Below are 21,903 nucleotides of genomic sequence, written 5' to 3' on the forward strand. Positions count from 1 at the left end.
TATTCTAATGAATAACAATCGAACAACAGTATTAACCGGAGATATGATTCGGAAGTCGCTGAAAGATAGCTTCATTAAATTAAACCCGATCACGATGATGAAAAATCCCGTGATGTTCGTTGTAGAGGTCGGTACATTTATCGTCCTTCTCATGACGATCTTTCCTAAATACTTCGGTACAGAAGACAGCATCGGCTTTAATCTAACCGTGTTCCTGATCCTGCTCTTCACCGTCTTATTCGCGAACTTCGCCGAGGCCCTTGCCGAAGGGCGTGGTAAAGCCCAAGCGGACTCCTTGAAACAGTCCAAAAAAGAGATCACAGCAAACAAGGTTGTAGATGGCGGTGGAACTAGGATCGTTCCATCCACCGATTTACGTAAAGGTGATGTCGTCATCGTCTCACAAGGTGAGATGATTCCTGGTGATGGCGAGGTCATTGCAGGTCTCGCATCTGTCGATGAATCCGCTATTACTGGGGAATCTGCCCCGGTTATTAAAGAAGCTGGCGGAGATTTCAGCTCCGTAACCGGCGGTACACGCGTCGTGAGTGATCAGATCAAAGTCCGGATCACCAGTGATCCGGGCGAATCCTTCATCGACCGAATGATTTCACTCGTCGAAGGTGCATCCCGGCAAAAAACACCTAATGAGATTGCACTGAACACCCTGTTGACCGTACTAACGTTGATCTTCCTAATCGTGGTTGTCACACTTGCCCCGATCGCCAAATATCTCGGCATCGAACTTTCGATTCCTGTTCTGATCTCTCTTCTTGTCTGTCTCATTCCAACCACCATCGGTGGTCTGCTGTCTGCTATTGGGATTGCCGGTATGGATCGGGTAACACAGTTTAACGTGCTAGCGATGTCCGGTAAAGCCGTTGAAGCTGCGGGCGATATCAACACAATGATTCTTGATAAAACAGGAACAATTACATTCGGTAACCGGATGGCAAGCCAGTTTATCCCGGTTGGATCCGAATCGGTTGACACTGTCGCCAAGTGGGCGGCCGTTAGCTCGGTCCTTGATGAAACCCCAGAAGGCCGTTCGGTGCTGGAGCTGATAAAGAAAGAAGGCATTGCATTTGACCCATCGATAACAATGGGTGCAGAATTCGTTGAATTTAAAGCCGAAACAAGAATGAGCGGCATGAACCTGAAGGAGGGCATGAAAGTCCGAAAAGGCGCAGTCGATGCTGTGAGGAATTGGGTCCAGTCTCAAGGCGGAGCGATCCCATCCGACCTGATCGCCAAGAGTGACGCCATCGCTACCGAAGGCGGAACACCGCTGGCAGTGGCGGTAGATAACCGAATCTATGGCCTGATCTACCTCAAAGACACGGTGAAGCCCGGCATGAAGGAACGTTTCGATCAGCTGCGGAAAATGGGTATCAAGACGATCATGTGTACCGGTGATAATCCACTGACCGCAGCAACGATCGCACGGGAAGCAGGTGTAGATGATTTCATCGCCGAAAGTAAGCCAGAAGATAAAATTGCCGTCATTCGTAGAGAGCAAGCCGAGGGCAAGCTCGTTGCTATGACCGGTGACGGAACGAACGATGCGCCTGCACTGGCCCAAGCGGATGTTGGGCTTGCTATGAACAGCGGCACAACCTCTGCGAAGGAAGCTGCTAACATGGTCGATCTGGATTCCGATCCGTCCAAGATTATCGAGGTGGTTGCTATTGGCAAGCAGCTCCTTATGACACGCGGTGCACTCACCACCTTCAGTATCTCGAACGACGTGGCCAAATATTTTGCCATAATACCTGCCATGTTCACCGCTGCCATTCCAAGTATGAATGCACTTAACATCATGGGGCTCGGCTCACCACTGTCCGCTATTTTGTCAGCCCTCATCTTTAACGCCATCATTATACCTCTACTCATTCCACTGGCGATGAAAGGTGTGGCTTATAAACCGATGAGCGCTTCCAAGCTGCTGCAGCGGAATCTTCTAATCTACGGACTTGGTGGCGTAATCGTACCGTTCATCGGAATCAAGCTTATTGATATGGTCGTCCACTTGTGGATTTAACGATAGATAAGGAAGGGATCGAATAATAATGAATAATCAGGAGCAAAAACAAAACCATACCGCCCGCTTTTCATTTAGCATCGCACTAAGAGCAAGTCTCGTATTTATTGTCTTGTGCGGTATTCTATATCCGCTTGTAACGACTGGAGCGGCACAACTGCTCATGCCGGAGCAAGCAAACGGCAGTCTAGTCAAGGACAGTGAGGGTAAAGTGGTCGGGTCTGAGCTCATCGGACAAAACTTTACCGACCCGAAATATTTTCAAGGCAGGGTATCAAGCATTGAGTACAACGGAGCCGGATCGGGAAGCAACAACTACGCTCCCTCAAATCCGGACTTAATGGAGAGAACGAAGGCTTCTATTGAAGACTGGAAGCTGAACAATCCGGATGTGCCGGTGGGCGAACTCCCGATTGACCTAATCACGAACTCTGGTTCTGGTCTAGACCCACACATCACACCGCAATCGGCTAAGGTCCAGATCCCCCGGATCAGCAAGTTGACGGGTGTGTCGGAAGGCGAGCTTATAAAGCTTGTTAAGGAGCATACCGAAAACCGCGATCTTGGAGTGTTCGGGGAACCTCGTGTCAATGTATTGAAGCTGAATCTGGCGCTGCGCGATCTGTTGTAAATCTCAGGTGTTAGGAGCCTCAAGGGAGCGAGAAAGGCATGAATCCATTCAGAAGAAAAACACCTGAAGAAATCCTACGCTCCATCTCGAAGCTGCATCAAGGACGGCTAAAGGTGTATATTGGAGCCGTAAGCGGCTCCGGAAAGACATATCATATGCTCCGCGAAGGCCAGACTTTAAAGTCTCAGGGCATCGACGTTGTCATCTGTGCTGTGTCTACGATGCAGCGTCCGGAAACGATGGAGCAGATCGGCGATTTGAACCGGATTCCCAGTATTCACTGGATAAAGAATGGTCTAGAGCAAAAAGATTTGGATATCGAGCGGATCATGCAGCGAAATCCAGAGGTGTTGCTCGTTGATGGACTCGCTCATCGAAACCGGGAGGGTGCACGACACGCTACCCGGCTTGAGGATATAAGATACCTCCTAAGCTGCGGGATCAGTATCATTACAACGATTAACGTATATGAATTGGAAGACGTACGAGAGATTGCGAGTAAACTGACGGGAGTCAAGGCTACGGATAGCGTACCCGCAGATACGCTGGAGCTGGCAGATGAAGTCATATTGATCGATGTCACCCCTGAAACGATGCTCAGCCGTGCAGCCGAGGGATTATCTGGCGGGGGCATGGATGTTCTAAAGCACGGAAATCTGGCTGTACTACGGGAGCTAACCCTCCGGCTCGTTGCAGAGGGCGTGAGCGGCTCTCTTGAAAGATATCGTAAAGAACTGGGGCTGATCGGACCATCTGGCGCAGATGAGCGGATCTTAGTATCCATCCAGTATCACTGGAACGGCTCTATTTATATACGTCGTGGTCAGCAGATCGCAAAGAGACTCAACGGCGACCTGCTGGTCGTTACGTTTGTTGATCAGAATAAAGAGCTTAGCAAAGAGCAGACCACCTTTAAACGCTCCATCGTTAAGCTTACATCACGAATCGGAGCCAAATTTGAAGAGCTTCCCCGCTGTTCCAGAAGATCGCTCGCGGAAGTTCTCCTGAAATACGCACTAGAGCATCATGTTACCCGGATTGTGCTCGGGCATTCGAAGCAGACGCGGTGGCAGGAGTTATATGAAGGCTCCATCATCCATGATCTGCTTCAGAGAACACGCGGTGTAGATATTTTCATCGTGGCTGACCGCACAGAGCTAGAAGGGGAACGCATCCTACCCGCTCAGATCAATCGGCCTCCTGGTTCATTTGAGTCGTTCCACAGGTTAAATCCTCAAGAGATTGACCAGAAGATTAGGCAGATTAAGCGTGGGCGGTTCAAGGTATATATCGGGGCTGCCCCAGGTGTAGGCAAGACGTATACAATGCTCCGCGAAGGCAATGACTTGCTTCGTAAAGGGATCTATGTGCTAACCGGATTACTCGAAACACACGGACGTAAAGAAACACTAACACAGGCGGGAAAGCTTGAAATCCTTCCCCGGAAGATCGTTGACTACCGCGGTACACAGCTGGAAGAGATGGATACGGATGAGATCATCCGCCGAAATCCAGATGTCGTACTCGTCGATGAGCTGGCGCATACGAATGTACCGGGCAGTAAGCACAAGAAGAGATATGAGGACGTACTAGACATTCTCGGCGCAGGTATTTCGGTCATCACAACGGTTAATGTGCAGCATTTAGAGAGCCTGAACGACTCGGTAGAGCAGATTACCGGCGTTCGTGTCCGGGAGACTGTGCCGGACCATATCTTACAGCTAGCAGACGAGGTCCAGCTGATCGATGTGACCCCCGAATCACTGCAGCAGCGAATGAAGGACGGTAAAATCTACGCCTTGGATAAAGTCAATCAGGCGCTTAGTCATTTTTTCAAGACGGGTAATCTTATCGCACTGCGAGAGTTAGCACTTCGGGAACTGGCAGACGATGTGGATGAGCGTCTTGAATCATGGGAGCGTAGCAATTCACTAAGGGGCCCATGGAGGCGCCAAGAGGTCATTTACGTATGCGTAAGCCTCAGCTCTCAGGCAGAGCGATTGATCCGGCGCGGCTTCCGAATTGCCCACCGACTTAAGGCAACCTGGTATGTAACCTTTGTTCGAGTAGAATCTTTATCTAGCAATAGAGACATCAAAGACCGCCTAGAGATGCTTCACACCTTATCAGAACAGTTAGGTGGAACATTTATTGTTCAAAAGGCAGAGCATCAGAAGGACATTCCTTCAATTCTCATGACCGAAGCCGATAAAGCTGGAGCTACTCAGATGATTATCGGTCAATCCAGTGCCGCGGTCTGGAAACAAATACGCCAAGGTAATATCATCAAAAAGCTACTTCGAGGTACAAGACACATGGATGTGCTTGTAGTCGCAGATAATGAAACACGGAATGGACTCAAGCGCTAGTTAAATAAGGGACCCGCCAAGCATGAAGCTGTGGCGGGTCCCTTTGACTTTGTATTGTTACGTTTCGTCTTCTGTTATATAAGTCTTCACTGTTGGTGGCTTGTATGCATTGAACTTCTCTATTAATTCATCCGGACTAGCGGCAACAAGTGCCATCGCACGGTATTTGTCCTGTAGAAATTGCTGTTCATTCATATGATCGAAGAATGAGATCAGCAAGTCGTAATAGCCGTTCACATTCAGAATACCGCAAGGCTTCTGATGAAGCCCCAACTGAGCCCAGGTGAAAATTTCGAAGTATTCCTCCATCGTACCCGGACCTCCCGGCAATGCAATAAATCCGTCTGCCAACTCCGCCATTTTCATCTTTCTCTCATGCATCGAGCCCACAACAATAAGCTCCGTTAAGCCGCGGTGAGATATCTCCCGGTCCTCAAGCATTTGGGGAATGACACCAATGACTTGCCCTCCTGCTTCCAGAACGGCATCGGCTACAGTCCCCATAATGCCGACACTTGCTCCTCCATATACAAGTGTAATTCCTCGTCTGGCAAGCTCTTTACCTAGCTGCACAGCACCTTCCTTATACGCGGATGAAGCACCGTCACTCGATCCGCAAAAAACAGCAATCTTCTTCATGGTTGTCCCTCCGTATCTAATCTTTTTGAATTATACTTCTTTAATATATACGATTGGTATTTTTAACTAAAACAAATTTAAGATGATCAAAACTCAAAAAGGATGAACCTTTTTCCATGGTCATCTGTTTATATTACATCACACAAAAGAAAGGAGCGCCTTTCATTGACGACGGAACGTGAACTATTCGATTCATACAACAAAGATGTGTATCGTACCTGCTATTACATGCTGCGGAACGCACAAGATGCAGAAGACCTCTGTCACGACGTATTCGTCACCGTATTTCATCAGGACTGGCGAAGTGTTGATCAAGTACGTGCTTGGATCATGCGCATCACGATGAATCACTGCTTAAACTTCATTCGCAAGAACAAGACCAAGCGCGATAAGCAGCCCGAAGTGGAATGGCTTTATGATCAGGCCACAGCAGCAGCCAAATCCGTTGATACCCTTGTACTTGAGAAAGCAGATGCGGCGGAATGGGATAAACTGCTGAAACAGCTTCCCGATAAACAGATGGCGGTCGTTACCCTCCGCTTCATCGGTGAATTATCGATAGCCGAAATTGCGGAGACATTGAACGTCCCCGTAGGGACGGTTAAGTCAAGACTCCATAAAGCTTTAAAGATGATGCGAAAAAAGCTCGAGCAGCAACACCATAGCTTTTATTTGAAGGGAGAGAAGCAATTTGGAACGCGTTGAGAAGGACTTAAAGAATCAGATAAAGGCTCCAAATAACATCGTGTATCCTGATTTCGATAAGATGTGGAACAGTATCGAGCAGAAAGAGCTGAAGGTCGTGGGTAGTGAATTCGTGACATCTCGTCCCCGGAGACGTAAAAGAACAGCCGTTATCGTCTCATTATCTGTTGCCCTGATGGCTACACCAGTATATGCAGCTATTCAATACGATTGGTCCGATATTCTCTCCTATAAATCCGGTATTCAGTCTGCATTGGAGCAAGGCTTAGGCCAAACGATTAATCAATCGATAACGAATAGCGGCGTGACGTTGACGCTCCATACCGCATTCACGGATGAGAATCGGACCTTCCTACTCTACAGCATTAATCCCGGATCTTCATGGGATGGAAAAGATGTAGGTTTTGATCAAATCGGCCTTAAAGATCAGAAAGGCAATCTAATTGAGGGAACTTATACACATAGGTGGAATGAAGAGCTGGGTGTATTTCAGGGATATTTCGAAACAGACTGGGTCTTGGATGGAAGCACGGCTACTGTTGAGTTTGCGATGAAGGATCTCGTTTTTATGGGCGACGGCAAGCAAACCATCGATTACAATCCTAACACCTCTAAAACACAGATATTCAATATTCAAAAGGATGGCATAGACAGCGTGACATTGCAGTCTTTCGATCAGTCTGATGGTAAGGTGCTGCTGAAATCAGCCATCACATTCACAGACCCAGAGCTACAAAAGAGGAGCTGGGTGCGGGTTCAAGCACTAGACGAGCAACAGCAGCCCATTAAAGAAGCGGAAACTCCTGTCTTCGGAACGCCGGGAGCTTCTAATGAATACTTGAGTCAGCAAATGTTCAAATCCGATCAGCTACGTTCCAAGGAAACCAAGTTCCAGCTTGGTTATGATCGAATCGTGGGAACAGCTGAGGGTTCTTGGAACATAAACTTAACTCTTTCCAAGAAACAATTAGAAAAGAGTTCATTTGAAGAAACACTGAATATTCCGGTAGACCAAGTTACTGACGGAACCAAAATAAGTAAGATGATTGTAACACCAACACAGGTGCGGCTGATCATGACTCACAAAGAGAAATACACACGCGTTCCATTTATGAACTATCAACTCGACGTGGATGGCCTACTGCTGGATGGGGGTATCTCATACGGAACTAACAAGCCCAACAAAACCGAATTACGGTTTGAAATGACCGGGCTAGATGCCGCTTCTCTTGTGAATAAGCCTGTATCCTTGGTTGCGAGTCACCGTGTGGATGAACATGTAGGTGACGACCATCCGATACGTTTAACGAATATCTCGGATAAGCAGCAAACCATCAATTCAAGGATTGCAGGATATCCAATTACATGGAAGTACTATATGAAAGACAATCATCTGTACGTGGAATCCTTAAGCTCTGATCCGGCATTTGGCGGGGTCAACCAGACCTACTATTTAAGCGGTAAGGATCGAGAATACGGGAAACCGGCAATGATGGGCATATTAGGTGATGGAAACAATAAACATATGGATGTCTATGAGAATTTTGATTCATCCGACCTGGAAATTTACATTTATAGATACACAACAGAACAGCCGGAAGACGAGATGCGCATCAAGCTTAAACCGTAAAGTAAAACATCTTTGTTCCAAAAACTTCTTAAACCGCCCGCGGGTCTACCTCTGGGTGGTTTTTCCCTGTCATTCCTTTTTTTCGCGAAGAGTCTATCATTCATATTCAAAATATTCCATAATTACTATATTCATATATTTAGCTTCCATGTCGATAATTCTCTAAGAACGATCTATTACAGGAAGAAAGTAGGAATAGACCCCGTGTTGTTTAATTCATATGTTTTTATCTTTTTGTTTTGGCCGGTTACTTTAATTGTTTATTTCGCACTGAATCGCTTCAGGTATACGGACGTGTCCAAGTACTGGTTAGCCCTCTCATCTCTCTTCTTCTACGGCTGGTGGAATGTTAAATACATCCCGCTACTGCTCGGATCGATCGTGTTCAATTATATGATTGGACGTCTACTAACCTCTAAAGACGATACACATACCACACATAAGCGCAGACGTAAGCTCATACTCACCTTCGGAATCATTATGAACCTACTCCTGCTTGGTTACTACAAGTACGCTGACTTCTTCCTAGACAATCTCAACCACCTCACGGGCGGAAACATCCCCATGTTACACATCATTTTGCCGCTTGGAATCAGCTTCTTTACATTCACTCAGATTGCCTATCTCGTTGATGGCTACCGAGGAAAGGCGCAGGAGTATAACTTTTTCAGCTATATTCTGTTCGTTACCTTTTATCCGCATCTCATTGCCGGCCCCATTCTCCACCATAGCGAAATGATGCCTCAGTTCGATCGAATTCGTAACAAGATTCTGAACTGGTCTAACCTCTCAAGAGGTATGTATGTATTCTGCATCGGATTAATTAAAAAGGTTGTCATAGCCGATACGTTTGCCGTGTTCGCAAATGACGGATTCAACTCGGCTACAGGATTCATAGATTCGTGGGTTGCCGCACTGTCCTACACGTTCCAATTATACTTTGACTTCAGTGGATACACGGATATGGCCATCGGTGTTGCCCTATGTTTCAACATCAAGTTACCTGAGAATTTCAATTCACCATATAAAGCCGTTAACCTTCAGGATTTCTGGAGAAGATGGCATATGACGCTAAGCCGCTTCTTGCGTGATTATATCTATATTCCGCTGGGTGGGAACCGCCGAGGAGATGCTATAGCCATGCGTAATGTCATTATTACCTTCTTAATCGGTGGTCTATGGCACGGAGCTGGATGGACTTTTATGATCTGGGGTGCGCTTCATGGCGTCGGTCAGGCGATTCATCGCTTATGGGCGAAACTCGGACGGCCTTTGCCTATATGGGCCGCATGGTTCATTACTTTTATATTTATTAACATCACTTGGGTATTCTTCCGTTCCACGAGTTGGGGACAGGCCCTGCGTATACTCAAGGGCATGAGCGGTTTGAACGGCGCTGGACTTCATTCGCCGCTTACACTCTTTATCCCGATCATCATGATCGCCATCTTTCTGCCCATTGTACTCTTCACACCGAATTCCACTCAGCGCCGCGAACAGATGAATCCCGATTGGAAGACCGCATTTACGATGGCTGTCATGTTCGTCTTGTCCCTGCTCTATCTCAACCGAATTTCTGAGTTTTTATATTTTAATTTTTAAAAAGGTGGGAGTCTCTTGAGCCCGAATACGAATACGGTCATAACGAAACCGAAACATACGGCCACCCGAAAAGCTAAAAACAACAGCGCCCGAGCAAAGGCTATGCTTCTGCGCTTCACTATGTATACGATTGCCTTAACCGCAGCCATCATTACCTTGACTGCGGTACTTGACCCGCTGCAATTTTATCGTAAAGCTACATGGTACAAGCCTTTTCTGTCCAGCGATGCTAGGTACCAGAACCCTGGGCTTGCTAAAAATTACGACTACGACACCATTATTATTGGAACATCGATGACCCAGAACTTTCTACCTTCGGAAGTTGGACAAGCGCTAGGGGGCACCGCCATGAAACTAGCCATCGAAGGATCTACGGCAGACGAACACTACTATACGGCCAAGTTGGCACTTGAGACTGGTAAGGTGAAGCGAATTGTCTGGGGTCTCGACTACTTCTCGCTGAAGGCGAATACGAAGCAAGCCTCTGATCAATTCCCTCTTTATATGTATGATGACGTTTGGTGGAATGATTATAATTACTTATTTAATTACTCCGTATACGACCAGTTCTTCAAGAGCCTGTATGGCAAACTATTCGGAAATAAAGATAAAGATTTAGAATATCTGAACAACTGGAATGATAAAGCAAAATTTGGTGCTGAAGAGGTAATGAAATCCTACAAAACAGCAAGTCAGCAAGATGTGTACTTCGGAATTAACGAGGAAAGCCTCGATGTGGTGCAAAAGAGCTTTACCGATAACATCTTGTCGCTCGTTAAAGCTTATCCTGATGTAGAATTTCACTTCTACTATCCACCCTATAGCATTTTGCGTCAGACGATGTGGCAAGAGAGCAATGCTGCTCGGTTCGATAATCAGATCACCATGCGAAAATGGATGTTTGAACAATTCGCAGTTCACACGAATGTAAAGCTTTATGATTTTCAGACAGAAACCGAGTGGACGTATAATTTGGATCTATACAAGGACTTGTCTCACCATTCACAAAACGTAAATTCATGGATTGCAGCCGCTATTGGTCGAGATGACATCAAGTATAGAGTGACCCATGAGAATATCGATGAGTTGAATAACAAGCTGAATATAGATACTCTTCATGCGATGGTGACCCCTGAGCCGGGAGTCCGCAATATGTTCACTACTATACAAGAACAGGAGCTTGATTTTACAAAGCGGGCATGGGCTGGGCAGCAGGATCTCATGGTTCCTGTCAAAGAATTGGTCAAAGCACTTGATGCGCAGTGGTCGTGGGACAAGAGCTCCCGCACCATGCGTCTATCAAGTAAAGATTATAAGCTCCAAATGACCGTTGGACGTGCTGCGGCTTTAACATCGACCGGTAATTTATCAATGGAATCACCTCCACAAACGATCGGAGGAGTGACCATGATTCCACTTGTTTGGACGGCTGAGCAACTTGGTTGGTATGCTGATGTTCAGGAAGATACCTATGAGACACGTATAGACCTGCGTCCAATGTAAGGCGTAGAAGAAGAGCAGCCGCTGGCTGTTCTTTTTTTATGCGCGGAACTACACGTTTCCAGCGAATACAAGACCGTGTTCCTGCAACGAACTACAATGCGAAATAAAGCGACCTGTTTAGACAAACTTTTATAAGGAACGACAACATGTTTCTCGCGAAAATGGAAGCTTCTAGACGTTCTATATCATAGTACCTCTAACAGCAACAATTCTAGTCATTCGTTTAATCAGAATGAACAACTTCATATTCAGATAAAGGTTACTAGTTGTGATTAATATAACAATTGTTATTTCTTAGGACCCACACTATAATTTTAATGAGTTACTATTTCCCTATCTATGATTAGGTGTAAATAACTACATAGTTAATTTACGAAATGGCAAACTTATCGAAAGGTAAGGGCGCAAAGCTACGGGTCTAGGGTTCTGACAAGAACGATGATCGCCGGGCCGCCGAACAGAAGAGGTATAAACACGCCTGTTTTTTTCCATTTCGGGGAAAATGACAGGCTTTTTATTTTATTAAGGGGGGACATCACCAAGCTTCATATTAAGTCAGCAAGTCCTTAGTAAAGAAAATAGTTTACGGGAGAGAAAACAAATGAAAAAGTCATGGTTGAGTTTCATTGTATCTTTATTGCTTGTATTTAGTATATTTCCAAGCTCGTGGGCTGCGGCAGACGGCACACAAGAGCTGACGTTTAACAACAAGATTTCCAGCTCCATCACGAGCGCAGGCAAAGAAATGGATCAGTATTCATTCACAGTTCCTTCTGCAGGACGGGTAAATCTAGAAGTATTCTCGCAAATTAATGAAGTGATAATCTATATCGTGGCATCCGACGGAACAACAGAGATGGCCATGCAAGATCTTTACTATGGAAGTGAAGCAGAACCAAAAAAGTGGAGCAAGTGGCTTGATCTAGAGGCAGGCAAGTACTTCATCAAAGTTAAACAATATGGCAAGTACACGGGTGCATACTCGCTCGAACTAAGTCACACACCGAATGGCAGTAACGATATTGAGCCAAATGACAGTACTGCAGCATCACAGCCTTTGGATTTAAAAGGAACGGTACGGAAGGGCTTTATTTCTGAATCCGACGCAATTGACGTATATCGATTGGACGTGCCATCAGCTGGGCAGGTAGATTTCGAAGTATTCTCACATAATTACGAGGTCTTATTGTATGTATTAGATCAAGATGGAACAACGGAAATTGCGAGTAAGGATCTCTATTATGGAAGCGTGGACGAGCCGAAGAAATGGGAGCTGTCACTTGATCTAGAGGCGGGGACCTATTACTTTAAAGTTAAGAAGTATGGTAAACATACAGGGACTTATACGGTTAAGGCGAAGCACACGCCGGTCAAAGGAAATGACGTTGAGCCGAACAACAACATCGAACAGTCGCAAAACCTTTTGACCAATGGCAAAGTTCAGACAGGCTATATTTCCGTATCGGATGATACTGATGTTTACAAATTTAAGCTGCCTAAGGCCGGACAAGTTGATTTAGAAGCTTTTTCTCAGATCAACGAGGTGATGATCTATGTCCTAGACGCGGATGGCACAACCGAGATTACGAAGAAAGACCTTTATTACGGAAGTACTCAGGAACCGAAAAAGTGGAATGATTCGTTAGATCTTGAAGCAGGCACGTATTATATCAAAGTAAAGAAATATGGTAGCTACACCGGCAAATATACATTAAAAGCAAACTTTAAAAGCTCTAACGGTAATGACTCCGAGCCGAACAATACGAAGGACAAAGCACAGCCAATCAGTATAACAAATCAATTGGTTAAAGGCTGGATCTCTTGGTCGGACGATGTAGACATGTATAAACTAACGGTACCCAAAGCAGGCCCTGTAGAGCTGAACTTCACATCACAAATCAATGAAGTACTTGTCTATCTCCTTGGGAGCGATGGGGTAACCGAATTGTTTAATAAAGACGTTTACTATGCTAGTGAATCAGAGCCAAAAAAGGTAGTCCAGCAATTCAATCTCAAATCAGGTACATATTATATCAAGGTGAAGAAATATGGGTCTAACACAGGATCTTATAGCCTCAAAGTGAAGGAACTGACTCCACCACCTGCACCGAAGGTGAATACACTTACAAGAAATTCAACCCGGGTTACTGGCAAAGCCGAACCTGCTTCTACGGTGACCATATATATTGGAAAAACACTTCTTGGGAAAGCAAAGACGGACCGGAATGGTAATTATTCTGTAGCCATCAAAGCGCAGCGCTCAGGTAAGAAGGTTATCGTCTATGCCACGGACGTTGCAGGAAACCGTAGTACCGGCAGCTCTGTTATTGTGAAGTAATTCAGCCTTCATATCAAAACCATTGCGTAAAGGTACAGTAAAAAGCAGCAGGAATCTCTCCGTGAGCGGAAAGGAACCTGCTGCTTTTCTATTCAACCTTATTTATCTAATGAAATGCCGTAATCCTTCTTCAAATAAGCATGAATTCGGCGGAAATCGTCCTCGTTGAGATCCTTGAGCCTTTTCGTCTTCATCTCATGACCTAAGATGATTCCAATCGTCTGTGCAGCTAGGGCCGTATTCGGCATGATTCGTGCAGTACCGTAGGCTTTGACATCAGCTCCTACATTCTTACCAGCGACCAGTACATTCTCATAAGATTTCAATTCAAATGATCGCAGCGGCATCCCGTACTTGTCTGTCTTCCCAAAGCCTATGCCTTTGGGAATATGCCTTGTGGCCTGAAGATCAACCGAATAACCACCAATACTCACGTTATCCCAGAACATATGACTCTCTTTAACATCCTCATAATTCAGGACATACTCCGTCTCGAAACGGTTATAGTCTCGAATGTACAAATAATCAGGAAACCCGTTCAGCTCCGCCTTAGCAAACCCCGGAATATTCTTACGCATAAATTCCAGTACATAAGGTGCCTCAGCTTTCGCTTTATGTAGCGCATCTTGAACGGATTTCGCATCCGCTGGATCCACATCATAGATCAATAAAGCATTCATAATCACTTCGCCATGTCCCTGATCGAGTGTGTTCATCCCTCTCAGAACCATCTGTGGATCTTGCGGTTTATACTTCATCATCATGTTACTGAGGCCTGTTGCAATACTCCAATCCACGTATGTATTCGGACCATATTTCTTCTGCACATTGCTCAGTGGGTAGTCCTCTAATATCGTTTGGTGAAGCTTGCGCCAATCGACTTTCTTGAACCGGAGCATAAGTGTCGCTGCCATGTAATCCGGCTCATGCTCAGTTTGTTTGTATAAACTCTCCATACCCGGAATCCGCTTAGCATCCAGCTTGCTCGTCAGGGCATTAAAGTCTGTATTCTCGACCCAATAATCAGCCTGCACCTGATGGCGCTTGCCGTCGGCGAGATAAGTCAGTGATTGAAGAGACTGTTCTCCGTTCACCTTCATCGTCTTCACGGATTCGATCTCAATCCCACTCTTAACCTTAATATCCTCTATCTTACTATCGTAATATGCATTAAACTCGGGGGCTTTACGAATCGTGCCTTTCTTAAAACCATCAAACAACTCTTTGATATCGCCTTGTACTAGACTCTTCTGGCTCTTGTCATTGGGCTCGTCCAGAAACTGCATCTGGCCTTCAATCAGCTCTCCACCCGGTTTCTCCCGCGGATCAAGAATAATAACATCAAGCCCATGCTTCATCGCTTCCCTTGCAAGGAGAACACCCTGAATCTCACTCCCGATGACAACAATGTCATACCGGATACAACCGTGTCCACAGGTCGCAGGGGCCTGGACTGTCTTGGCGTGAGGATAAGGTACAATCCATTGCACCATTAATGCTGCTATTAAAAGAGAGATTAATAATCGAAAACTATTCTTCAATACATTCATATGCTACGTTTACTTCCCTCCGAGTATAATACCTTTCACATTCGCAGTAATATTTTCCATTAAAATGCTAGCACACTTGCTATTCCCTTTCAATATCATCAAAAAAAGCATCCCCTCAGGAATGCCTTTGATCACACCGTTCACTCCGGTATATTGTTTTTGCAAAACTCAGCTAGCTGTTCTTCCTCTTCAGGCTCCATATCAAAATCGAGATACAAATCACTCGTTCTTTCAAAGAAATCATACTTCACTATGCGTGACTGATCCTCATCTGAGAGAAAGATAACTCGTACATATACACCACTCTCACGGAACAGTTCATCATCCTCTGGGACATCTAGATCAAATACAAATTCATATCTCTTCCCCGGTAAGATGCCGAACGGATCTTTAACAAATTCAGCAGTATATTCCTTTATCGTTAGCATGTAATCATCCTTTCCAAACACGATACCTATCATTATACACATTATCTCCGAAGTTAAGAATTAAATAGGGTTTTCACCAATGAATTGGAATACTATTACATTTGTGTAATAAAAAGAAGTTAATATTTTTGCACAAGCATCCGAGGTTTGTAGTAAAATGAAAATTGTTCGTTTTTTTCAGCAAACACGGGAGGGCTATTAGCTCTCACCAATTGAGGAGATATAGAAACAAAGATGAAGAACTTGTATACCAAATTGTTCGGTAATTATTGGAGTCCATATGTTGCCATGAGCGTCGCAGGCATTCTGAGTGCAATTTATTTCGGAATTACAGGGAGTGTCTGGGCAGTAACCGGTGAATTCACTCGTCTAGGAGGCCATATCCTTGAATTCTTCGGGGTCGATATTTCCGATTGGGCTTATTTTGATCTCGTTAAGATGAATGGTACCACTTGGACTCGGACTGATGGCTGGATCGTATGGGGTATGTTTATTGGTGCCATGATTACGATTCTACTCAGCAGCAATTTCAAAATCCGAATTCCGAAGCAGAAACGCCGTTATGTACAAGGGTTAGTCGGTGGCATCATTGCTGGTTTCGGTGCTCGTCTTGCACTGGGATGTAACCTAGCAGCTTTCTTTACAGGGGTTCCCCAGTTCTCGCTTCACTCCTGGATCTTCATTATTGCTACTGCAATCGGAACATTCTTCGGTGCTAAGGTCGTGAATACAAGATGGTGGAAAGGAAAGCCCGTTCTAACAAAAGGCAGCATAGCTCCATCCACTAAGCCAAAGCGTAACATCCAGCCGCTTGTGGGAGCTATTATTGGACTTGCTTATACCGGACTTATTGTCTACTTCTTCGTAACTGGACGCAATATGCTCGGTACGGCTGCTCTCTTCGGTGCAGCATTCGGTATTCTGATCGAACGAGGTCAGATCTGCTTCACGTCTGCATTCCGTGATTTGTGGATTAGCGGCCGTGCAACCATGACCAAGGCAATTACACTTGGTATGGCCATCAGTTCTGTTGCTACCCTCATCATCATTCTCGTATACGGAATCGATCCGATTACGAAAATTGCAGCTCCAAGCACTTTTGTCGGTGGCTTACTATTCGGTATTGGTATCGTAATGGCTGCTGGCTGCGAGACGGGCATGATGTACCGACTCATGGAAGGACAAGTCGTCTTCTTACCTGTATTTATCGGTAACATTTTGGGCGCAACAGGCCTTGCTTATGCATGGGATCATCTGGGCATCTACGACCTGCTCGTGAAGAGCGGATCTAAGGTTAACTTGATCACCACCATGGGACCTGCTGCGGCACTTACAGCTACGCTAGTCGTTCTCGCTATTGGATTCGCCATTGCCGTCTACTGGCAGAAAAATTACCGCTTCGGCGTTGGATTTAAGAAAGGGGATTATACAAATGTCCGTTGATTTCACACTTGATCTTCGTGGAGAATCTTGTCCTTATCCTGTTATTTATACGCTCGAAACATTACGCGACATGAAGAAAGGTCAATTGCTTCAAGTCATCTCTGACTGTCCATCTGCGTTCCGTAACGTGCCTGAAGAAGTAGTTAAACACGGCTACACGATGGCTCAAGAACCTGAGAAGACTGGCCAAGAGTTCAGCTTGTTCATCCAAGTTTAATTTAATCTAAAAAATCCCCCTAAGATAGGGGGATTTTTTGATATTTAATTTAAAGGGCTGCTTTAATCTCAAGCAACTCATATTTAATGATTCCCATTGGAGCATTTACATTTATAACGCTTCCTACCTCTTTGCCCATCAGCTCTTTACCAAGTGGACTTTCATAAGAGATTTTATTGTTCGCTACGTCTGCTTCTGCCGGTCCAACGATCTGATACTCAATTTTTTCAGAGAATTCAATATCGTTTAGGACAACCACGGTGCCCACATTTACTTGATCAAAGTTAATACTGTTAGCATCAATGACTTTTGCCTTGGTTAGCATTTTCTCAAGCTGCATAATCCGGGTTTCCATAAACGATTGATCATCTTTAGCAGAGTGATACTCACTATTCTCCTTCAGATCGCCGAAGCTGATTGCAAGTTTAAGCCGCTTAGATAATTCTTTACGCTTGGGCCCCTTCAAATATTTCAGTTCTTCTTCCAGCTTAGCGTAACCTTCCGCGGTGACAATTACTTCTTCTTCATTAGCCATTTATCCAGCTCCTATTATCTTCATTTATTCCATTGTACCCTAAATCAGAGATCAACGTTGATTATTCCTGCTTCTGAAGTGGTTCATTATCTACGAATAGATCAGGATTCGCACGCAGCATTGGAGCCAGGATGTCATATAACTTCGCCGTGTCACATACACGTACGACCGCATCACCCCATACCCCCTTATACATGCCCCCTTGTTCTTCCAGAAGATCTTCTACCTTCCAGAAGTATTCTGAGGAGGCAGGACCTTTATGTCTACGTGAAGGGACCGATATTTCTGTACCATCGCTTAAGACAGTAGTAAGAGCCTCATGCTCCTCAGTAAGCCGATCTGGGACATCCACCCATTCCTCAATTCCATGAATGAACGTGTTTCGGCGTAGGTCTACACCGACTAATAAGATAGTCGCTTTACGATCCAGAAGCTTCCCCCATACGGACTCACGATGACATGGCGTATTATATCGTTCAGCCCCTTCCGTAAATGCCGCAGCTTCCTTCCCTAACGCAGCTACAGAGTGCGTTGGATGATAGGATCGGATTACACCTTCACGTTTACGGAACAGCTCCGGCAGTATTCCAACACATGAAGGGGAGTTGTCCACTTCAAACTTAGGATTATCAGCTTTAATATACGACCATGTATGGGTAGGCAAGACCAGCAGTCCATCCTCCATATATTCTGATAACGCATCTAGTACGGTATCGGCTCCGCCCTCCACCTCTCCGATACTTTTCATGGAGGAATGGACGAGTATGGTTCCTCTTCGATCAATCCCCAGAGTTTCAAGTTCCTTCATTAAACGATGTTTAGTATGCATATAAAGGCCCCCTTCTTATGATTACCAGAAATTCCACGCTAGAAAAAAAGCGTATCGCAAGAACCGATACGCTTTTCCTATTAGTTTAACACTTATATGGCTCTATTTAATTGATCTTTGCCGCACATCACTGTACTTTCTTAATCTGCTTGCTTCGAAGCTGCCCACAAGCGGCATCGATATCTGTTCCGTGTTCAAGACGAACGCTGACACTGACACCTTGTTTCTTCAAAATATCATAAAAAGCAGTAATCGATTCCTGCGTACTACGCTGATACTGACTGTGCTCGTCCACCGGATTATAAGGAATAAGATTCACGTTTGCTAATTTTTTGCGATGACCGACAAGCTCAGCAAGCTCCAGCGCATGCTCTTTCTGATCATTAACATCCTTTAGCAAAATATATTCGAGCGTAATTCTGCGGTTAGATTTCTCTAAATAGTAATCTACTGCAGGCATAAGCTTTTCTAATGGATAGGCACGATTGATCTTCATGATCTGGGTACGGAGCTCATTATTCGGTGCATGCAGAGAAAGAGCCAGGTTGACCTGGAGATCGCTATCTGCAAACTCAATAATTTTAGGAGCGATTCCGCTTGTCGATACCGTGATATGTCTTGGTCCAATTGCCAATCCCTTATGATCCTTGATAACCCGAATGAAGTTCGACATATGCTCGAAATTATCGAACGGCTCACCAATTCCCATAACAACAATATGACTCACACGTTCACCTTGCTTAGCTTCATCCAGATGAAGCTGAACCTTCATAATCTGCTCAACAATTTCTCCACTGGTTAAGTCACGACTCTTGGCTATGAGCCCACTCGCACAGAAACTGCAGCCAATGTTACATCCAACCTGTGTCGTTACACACACGGACAATCCGAATTTATGTCTCATCAGCACCGTCTCGATCAAATTACCATCTTCCAGCTTGAATAGAAATTTAATCGTACCATCTGCAGATTCTTGCTTCGTGTGCACTTCTAGCGTCAATATTGCAAAATGTTCTTCCAAAAGCTGCAGGCATTCTGAATTTACATCGATCATCTCTGCAAAGGTGGTGACCCGCTTCCGATATAACCAATCCCATACCTGTGCAGCACGGGATTTCTTGTGCCCCCGTTCTTCAAGCCAAGAAGCCAATTGTTCTAAGGTTAACCCATATATAGATGGTTTGTTCATGTATATGTCCTCTCTCTTTAAGAAACGTTAAAATTTAATCTTACTATCTTACGCTATGAATGACTACAACATCAACACTCTGTTTATTATTGTCCCAAAATTCCAGGATGAACACAAGTGGAGTTCATAAGCAATTCAGTTTCATAGTTGAAGGCCGCACCTTTTTCGACCTCACTTAATACCATAAGAGTAAAACCCATGACATTAGCCTAGAAAGGTGTGACAGTTATGACTGGAATCATTCGAAATTTCTTCGCAAGCGGCAATACCGCCCGCGGTTTCACAAGTCTTCTCTCCTCTTCCCTTCAGGGAATCAACTCACTCTTCATCGTGGATGGATCGCCTGGCAGCGGCCACTCCAATCTCATTCGGAATATTGGAAATGAGGTCTCTGGGCTTGGTTATGAACGGTGGATCTTCCATACGGCCTCGGATAATGACGCCATTGATGGCTGGATCGCTCCTGAACTGAGCACAGGCATGATCACAGGCTCCGCATTCCGTGGTATGTCTATGGATGAGACAGGGGCTGCTATCCAGTTTATAAATCTGGATGATACCTGTATCGATCTAGATGGACTGAGCGCATTTCAGACCGAAATTGAAAACCTCAACCTCTGCATAAAGCAATCCCATGAGAAAGCCTATGCTGGGTTTGCAGAAGCTCTTCGTATACACGATGACTGGGAGGCTCTGTACATTGATAATATGAACTTTCAAGCAGCTGATGAGATGACTAATGAATACTTGAATATATTGTACGGTAATCAACAGCTTGAGAAACAAGCCCGTGTTGATCATCGTTTCCTAGGGGCAGCTACCCCAAGGGGCGCCGTTGACTATGTTCCGGATCTAACACAGGGACTCAAAAGATATCTCGTGAAAGGACGCGCCGGCTCCGGTAAATCCACCATGCTCAAAAAAATCGCAGCTGCAGGGGAAGAACGAGGGTTCGACGTCGAGGTTTACCATTGCGGTTTTGATCCGAACAGTCTCGATATGGTCATTGTCCGCGAGATCGGATTTGCAATCTTTGACAGCACAGCACCTCATGAATATTTTCCAGATCGCGCTGAGGATGAGATCGTAGATACTTACGCTCGCTGCATTCAGCCAGGAACCGATGAACAACATGCGGAGGCACTCCACGACTTCAAACAGCGTTATGCAGCCCAAATGAAAGTGTCGATTCAGCATCTGACGGATTCCAAAGGGTATTTGGATGAGCTAAAAGCCATGATTGCACCATTCGTTGATCCTGCTAAGGTTGACGGCATCCAAGAGGCAATACGACGTGAAATTGTCGGTATCGCCCAGAAATCTTAAGTTCATTCATGCAATAATCTGCTAAAAATCTTCATTTCGATCCTAATTAAAGGATTTTCGAGGTGTTTGGTGAAAGTGTATGGCACACAATACATTCTCGGAGGATCGATCCATAATGAAAAAGTACGGGTTACCACTGCTCATCCTCCTGATGAGCATTCTTTACATCTTCTTTATTCCAGCTGAACCGATGGAGGTAAAACTTTTATTCAAGCTTATCCCCATGTGGCTTATGATCGGTTATGCATGCTTACAACTTCCGTCTAGGAAGACACGTACACACTACCTCATCCTAGCTGGATTGTTCTTCTGTATGCTGGGCGATGGTTTACTCATCTGGTTTGTCATTGGACTAACAGCATTTCTAATCGGACACTTATTCTATATGACTGGCTTCTTCAGTCAATGGCGGTTTTCAATCATCCGATTGATTACGATTGTACCGATTGGAGCATACTCCTTTTTCATGGGAAAAGAGCTGATAACCGCACTAGAACTAAGTGGTAAGGACACACTGATCATACCTGTACTAGCATATATCACGGTTATTTCCTTCATGTTATGGTCAGCGATTATGACAGCTAACCCTTGGGCCATTGCTGGAAGTGTCCTATTCGTGATCTCTGATTCTATTCTTTCTTGGAATATGTTCATTTCGGATGTTCCTAACTCCGGTGTCCTCATCATGTCTACCTACTACAGCGCCCAGTTCCTGATCGCACGAAGCCTTTCATCGTTTGGAGGATCGAATCGGCGTTCAACAATCAGGCATTTTCCTGTAAATTAATGATTGTATAAGCGTTTAGTCCATATCCATGAAAAAGAGCAGTCTGTAAGGTCATTTTTAGACCTTGGGGCTGCTCTTTTGGTTAAATCCAAGTCTATCTCTTAAACATCTTTCTCGATTGATCTGTAACATTTATCATTG

The 21,903-nt window shown here is 45.0% G+C and carries 18 protein-coding genes and 1 riboswitch; of the genes, 12 read left to right on the top strand and 6 right to left on the bottom strand.

Annotation, left to right across the window (positions count from 1 at the left end; translation table 11 throughout):
- The first annotated feature begins 7 nt into the window (after positions 1-7).
- The 3 genes from kdpB to ACK8P5_RS24490 are packed head-to-tail and all read left to right on the top strand — an operon-like array spanning position 8 to position 5,041.
- Positions 8-2,041: a potassium-transporting ATPase subunit KdpB gene (kdpB, locus tag ACK8P5_RS24480; protein WP_422658775.1), complete on the top strand. Its 2,034-nt coding sequence runs from the start codon at positions 8-10 to the stop codon at positions 2,039-2,041.
- Positions 2,042-2,069: 28 nt separating this feature from the next.
- The gene (gene kdpC, locus ACK8P5_RS24485; RefSeq protein WP_422658776.1) at positions 2,070-2,672 is read left to right on the top strand and encodes a potassium-transporting ATPase subunit KdpC; all 603 of its coding nucleotides are present in this window, start codon (positions 2,070-2,072) and stop codon (positions 2,670-2,672) included.
- 38 nt (positions 2,673-2,710) lie between these two features.
- Entirely contained in the window at positions 2,711-5,041 is a 2,331-nt protein-coding gene (locus ACK8P5_RS24490; protein WP_422658777.1) for a histidine kinase, read from the top strand.
- A gap of 57 nt (positions 5,042-5,098) precedes the next feature.
- Here the strand turns inward: ACK8P5_RS24490 and ACK8P5_RS24495 are convergent, their stop codons facing one another.
- On the bottom strand, positions 5,099-5,680 hold the full coding sequence (locus ACK8P5_RS24495; RefSeq protein WP_422658778.1) for a TIGR00730 family Rossman fold protein: 582 nt from the start codon (positions 5,678-5,680) through the stop codon (positions 5,099-5,101).
- 165 nt (positions 5,681-5,845) lie between these two features.
- Here ACK8P5_RS24495 and ACK8P5_RS24500 point away from each other — a divergent pair, with 165 nt between their 5' ends.
- The 5 genes from ACK8P5_RS24500 (at position 5,846) to ACK8P5_RS24520 (ending at position 13,458) form a co-directional block, all read left to right on the top strand.
- Positions 5,846-6,385: an RNA polymerase sigma factor gene (locus ACK8P5_RS24500; RefSeq protein ID WP_422658779.1), complete on the top strand. Its 540-nt coding sequence runs from the start codon at positions 5,846-5,848 to the stop codon at positions 6,383-6,385.
- Positions 6,372-8,015 (top strand): DUF4179 domain-containing protein, encoded by a 1,644-nt coding sequence (locus ACK8P5_RS24505; RefSeq protein WP_422658780.1) that lies wholly within the window; start codon positions 6,372-6,374, stop codon positions 8,013-8,015. The genes ACK8P5_RS24500 and ACK8P5_RS24505 overlap by 14 nt, the downstream gene beginning before the upstream one ends.
- 204 nt (positions 8,016-8,219) lie before the next feature.
- On the top strand, positions 8,220-9,617 hold the full coding sequence (locus ACK8P5_RS24510) for an MBOAT family O-acyltransferase (RefSeq protein ID WP_422658781.1): 1,398 nt from the start codon (positions 8,220-8,222) through the stop codon (positions 9,615-9,617).
- 15 nt (positions 9,618-9,632) lie between these two features.
- Positions 9,633-11,120 carry a copper amine oxidase N-terminal domain-containing protein gene (locus ACK8P5_RS24515; RefSeq protein WP_422658782.1) on the top strand — a complete coding sequence of 496 codons (1,488 nt, stop codon included), beginning with the start codon at positions 9,633-9,635 and terminating at the stop codon, positions 11,118-11,120.
- A 369-nt stretch (positions 11,121-11,489) separates the two neighbouring features.
- Positions 11,490-11,578, top strand: a riboswitch (cyclic di-GMP riboswitch).
- A gap of 143 nt (positions 11,579-11,721) precedes the next feature.
- Positions 11,722-13,458: an Ig-like domain-containing protein gene (locus ACK8P5_RS24520; RefSeq protein WP_422658783.1), complete on the top strand. Its 1,737-nt coding sequence runs from the start codon at positions 11,722-11,724 to the stop codon at positions 13,456-13,458.
- A 98-nt stretch (positions 13,459-13,556) separates the two neighbouring features.
- On the opposite strand, the gene ACK8P5_RS24525 is transcribed toward ACK8P5_RS24520, so the two are convergent.
- On the bottom strand, positions 13,557-15,008 hold the full coding sequence (locus ACK8P5_RS24525; protein WP_422658784.1) for an FAD-dependent oxidoreductase: 1,452 nt from the start codon (positions 15,006-15,008) through the stop codon (positions 13,557-13,559).
- A gap of 140 nt (positions 15,009-15,148) precedes the next feature.
- Positions 15,149-15,436, bottom strand: a complete 288-nt coding sequence (locus ACK8P5_RS24530; protein WP_422661577.1) for a DUF6509 family protein — start codon at positions 15,434-15,436, stop codon at positions 15,149-15,151.
- Between the two features lie 234 nt (positions 15,437-15,670).
- Here ACK8P5_RS24530 and yedE point away from each other — a divergent pair, with 234 nt between their 5' ends.
- Both yedE and yedF read left to right on the top strand, forming a co-directional pair.
- On the top strand, positions 15,671-16,879 hold the full coding sequence (gene yedE, locus ACK8P5_RS24535) for a selenium metabolism membrane protein YedE/FdhT (RefSeq protein WP_422658785.1): 1,209 nt from the start codon (positions 15,671-15,673) through the stop codon (positions 16,877-16,879).
- On the top strand, positions 16,869-17,096 hold the full coding sequence (gene yedF, locus ACK8P5_RS24540; protein ID WP_208917198.1) for a sulfurtransferase-like selenium metabolism protein YedF: 228 nt from the start codon (positions 16,869-16,871) through the stop codon (positions 17,094-17,096). The genes yedE and yedF overlap by 11 nt, the downstream gene beginning before the upstream one ends.
- Before the next feature lie 49 nt (positions 17,097-17,145).
- Here yedF and greA read toward each other — a convergent pair whose 3' ends face one another.
- The 3 genes from greA to rlmN form a co-directional block, all read right to left on the bottom strand.
- On the bottom strand, positions 17,146-17,631 hold the full coding sequence (greA, locus tag ACK8P5_RS24545; RefSeq protein WP_422658786.1) for a transcription elongation factor GreA: 486 nt from the start codon (positions 17,629-17,631) through the stop codon (positions 17,146-17,148).
- 61 nt (positions 17,632-17,692) lie between these two features.
- Complete coding sequence (locus tag ACK8P5_RS24550; RefSeq protein WP_422658787.1) at positions 17,693-18,460, bottom strand: AAC(3) family N-acetyltransferase; 768 nt, start codon at positions 18,458-18,460, stop codon at positions 17,693-17,695.
- A gap of 127 nt (positions 18,461-18,587) precedes the next feature.
- Positions 18,588-19,649, bottom strand: a complete 1,062-nt coding sequence (gene rlmN, locus ACK8P5_RS24555) for a 23S rRNA (adenine(2503)-C(2))-methyltransferase RlmN (protein ID WP_422658788.1) — start codon at positions 19,647-19,649, stop codon at positions 18,588-18,590.
- Positions 19,650-19,877: 228 nt separating this feature from the next.
- Here rlmN and ACK8P5_RS24560 point away from each other — a divergent pair, with 228 nt between their 5' ends.
- Positions 19,878-20,975 (top strand): PRK06851 family protein, encoded by a 1,098-nt coding sequence (locus ACK8P5_RS24560; RefSeq protein ID WP_422658789.1) that lies wholly within the window; start codon positions 19,878-19,880, stop codon positions 20,973-20,975.
- A 115-nt stretch (positions 20,976-21,090) separates the two neighbouring features.
- Positions 21,091-21,762: a lysoplasmalogenase gene (locus ACK8P5_RS24565; RefSeq protein ID WP_422658790.1), complete on the top strand. Its 672-nt coding sequence runs from the start codon at positions 21,091-21,093 to the stop codon at positions 21,760-21,762.
- Positions 21,763-21,903 lie beyond the last annotated feature (141 nt).

The organism is Paenibacillus sp. EC2-1, from assembly GCF_049311625.1.
Taxonomy (GTDB): domain Bacteria; phylum Bacillota; class Bacilli; order Paenibacillales; family Paenibacillaceae; genus Paenibacillus_AQ.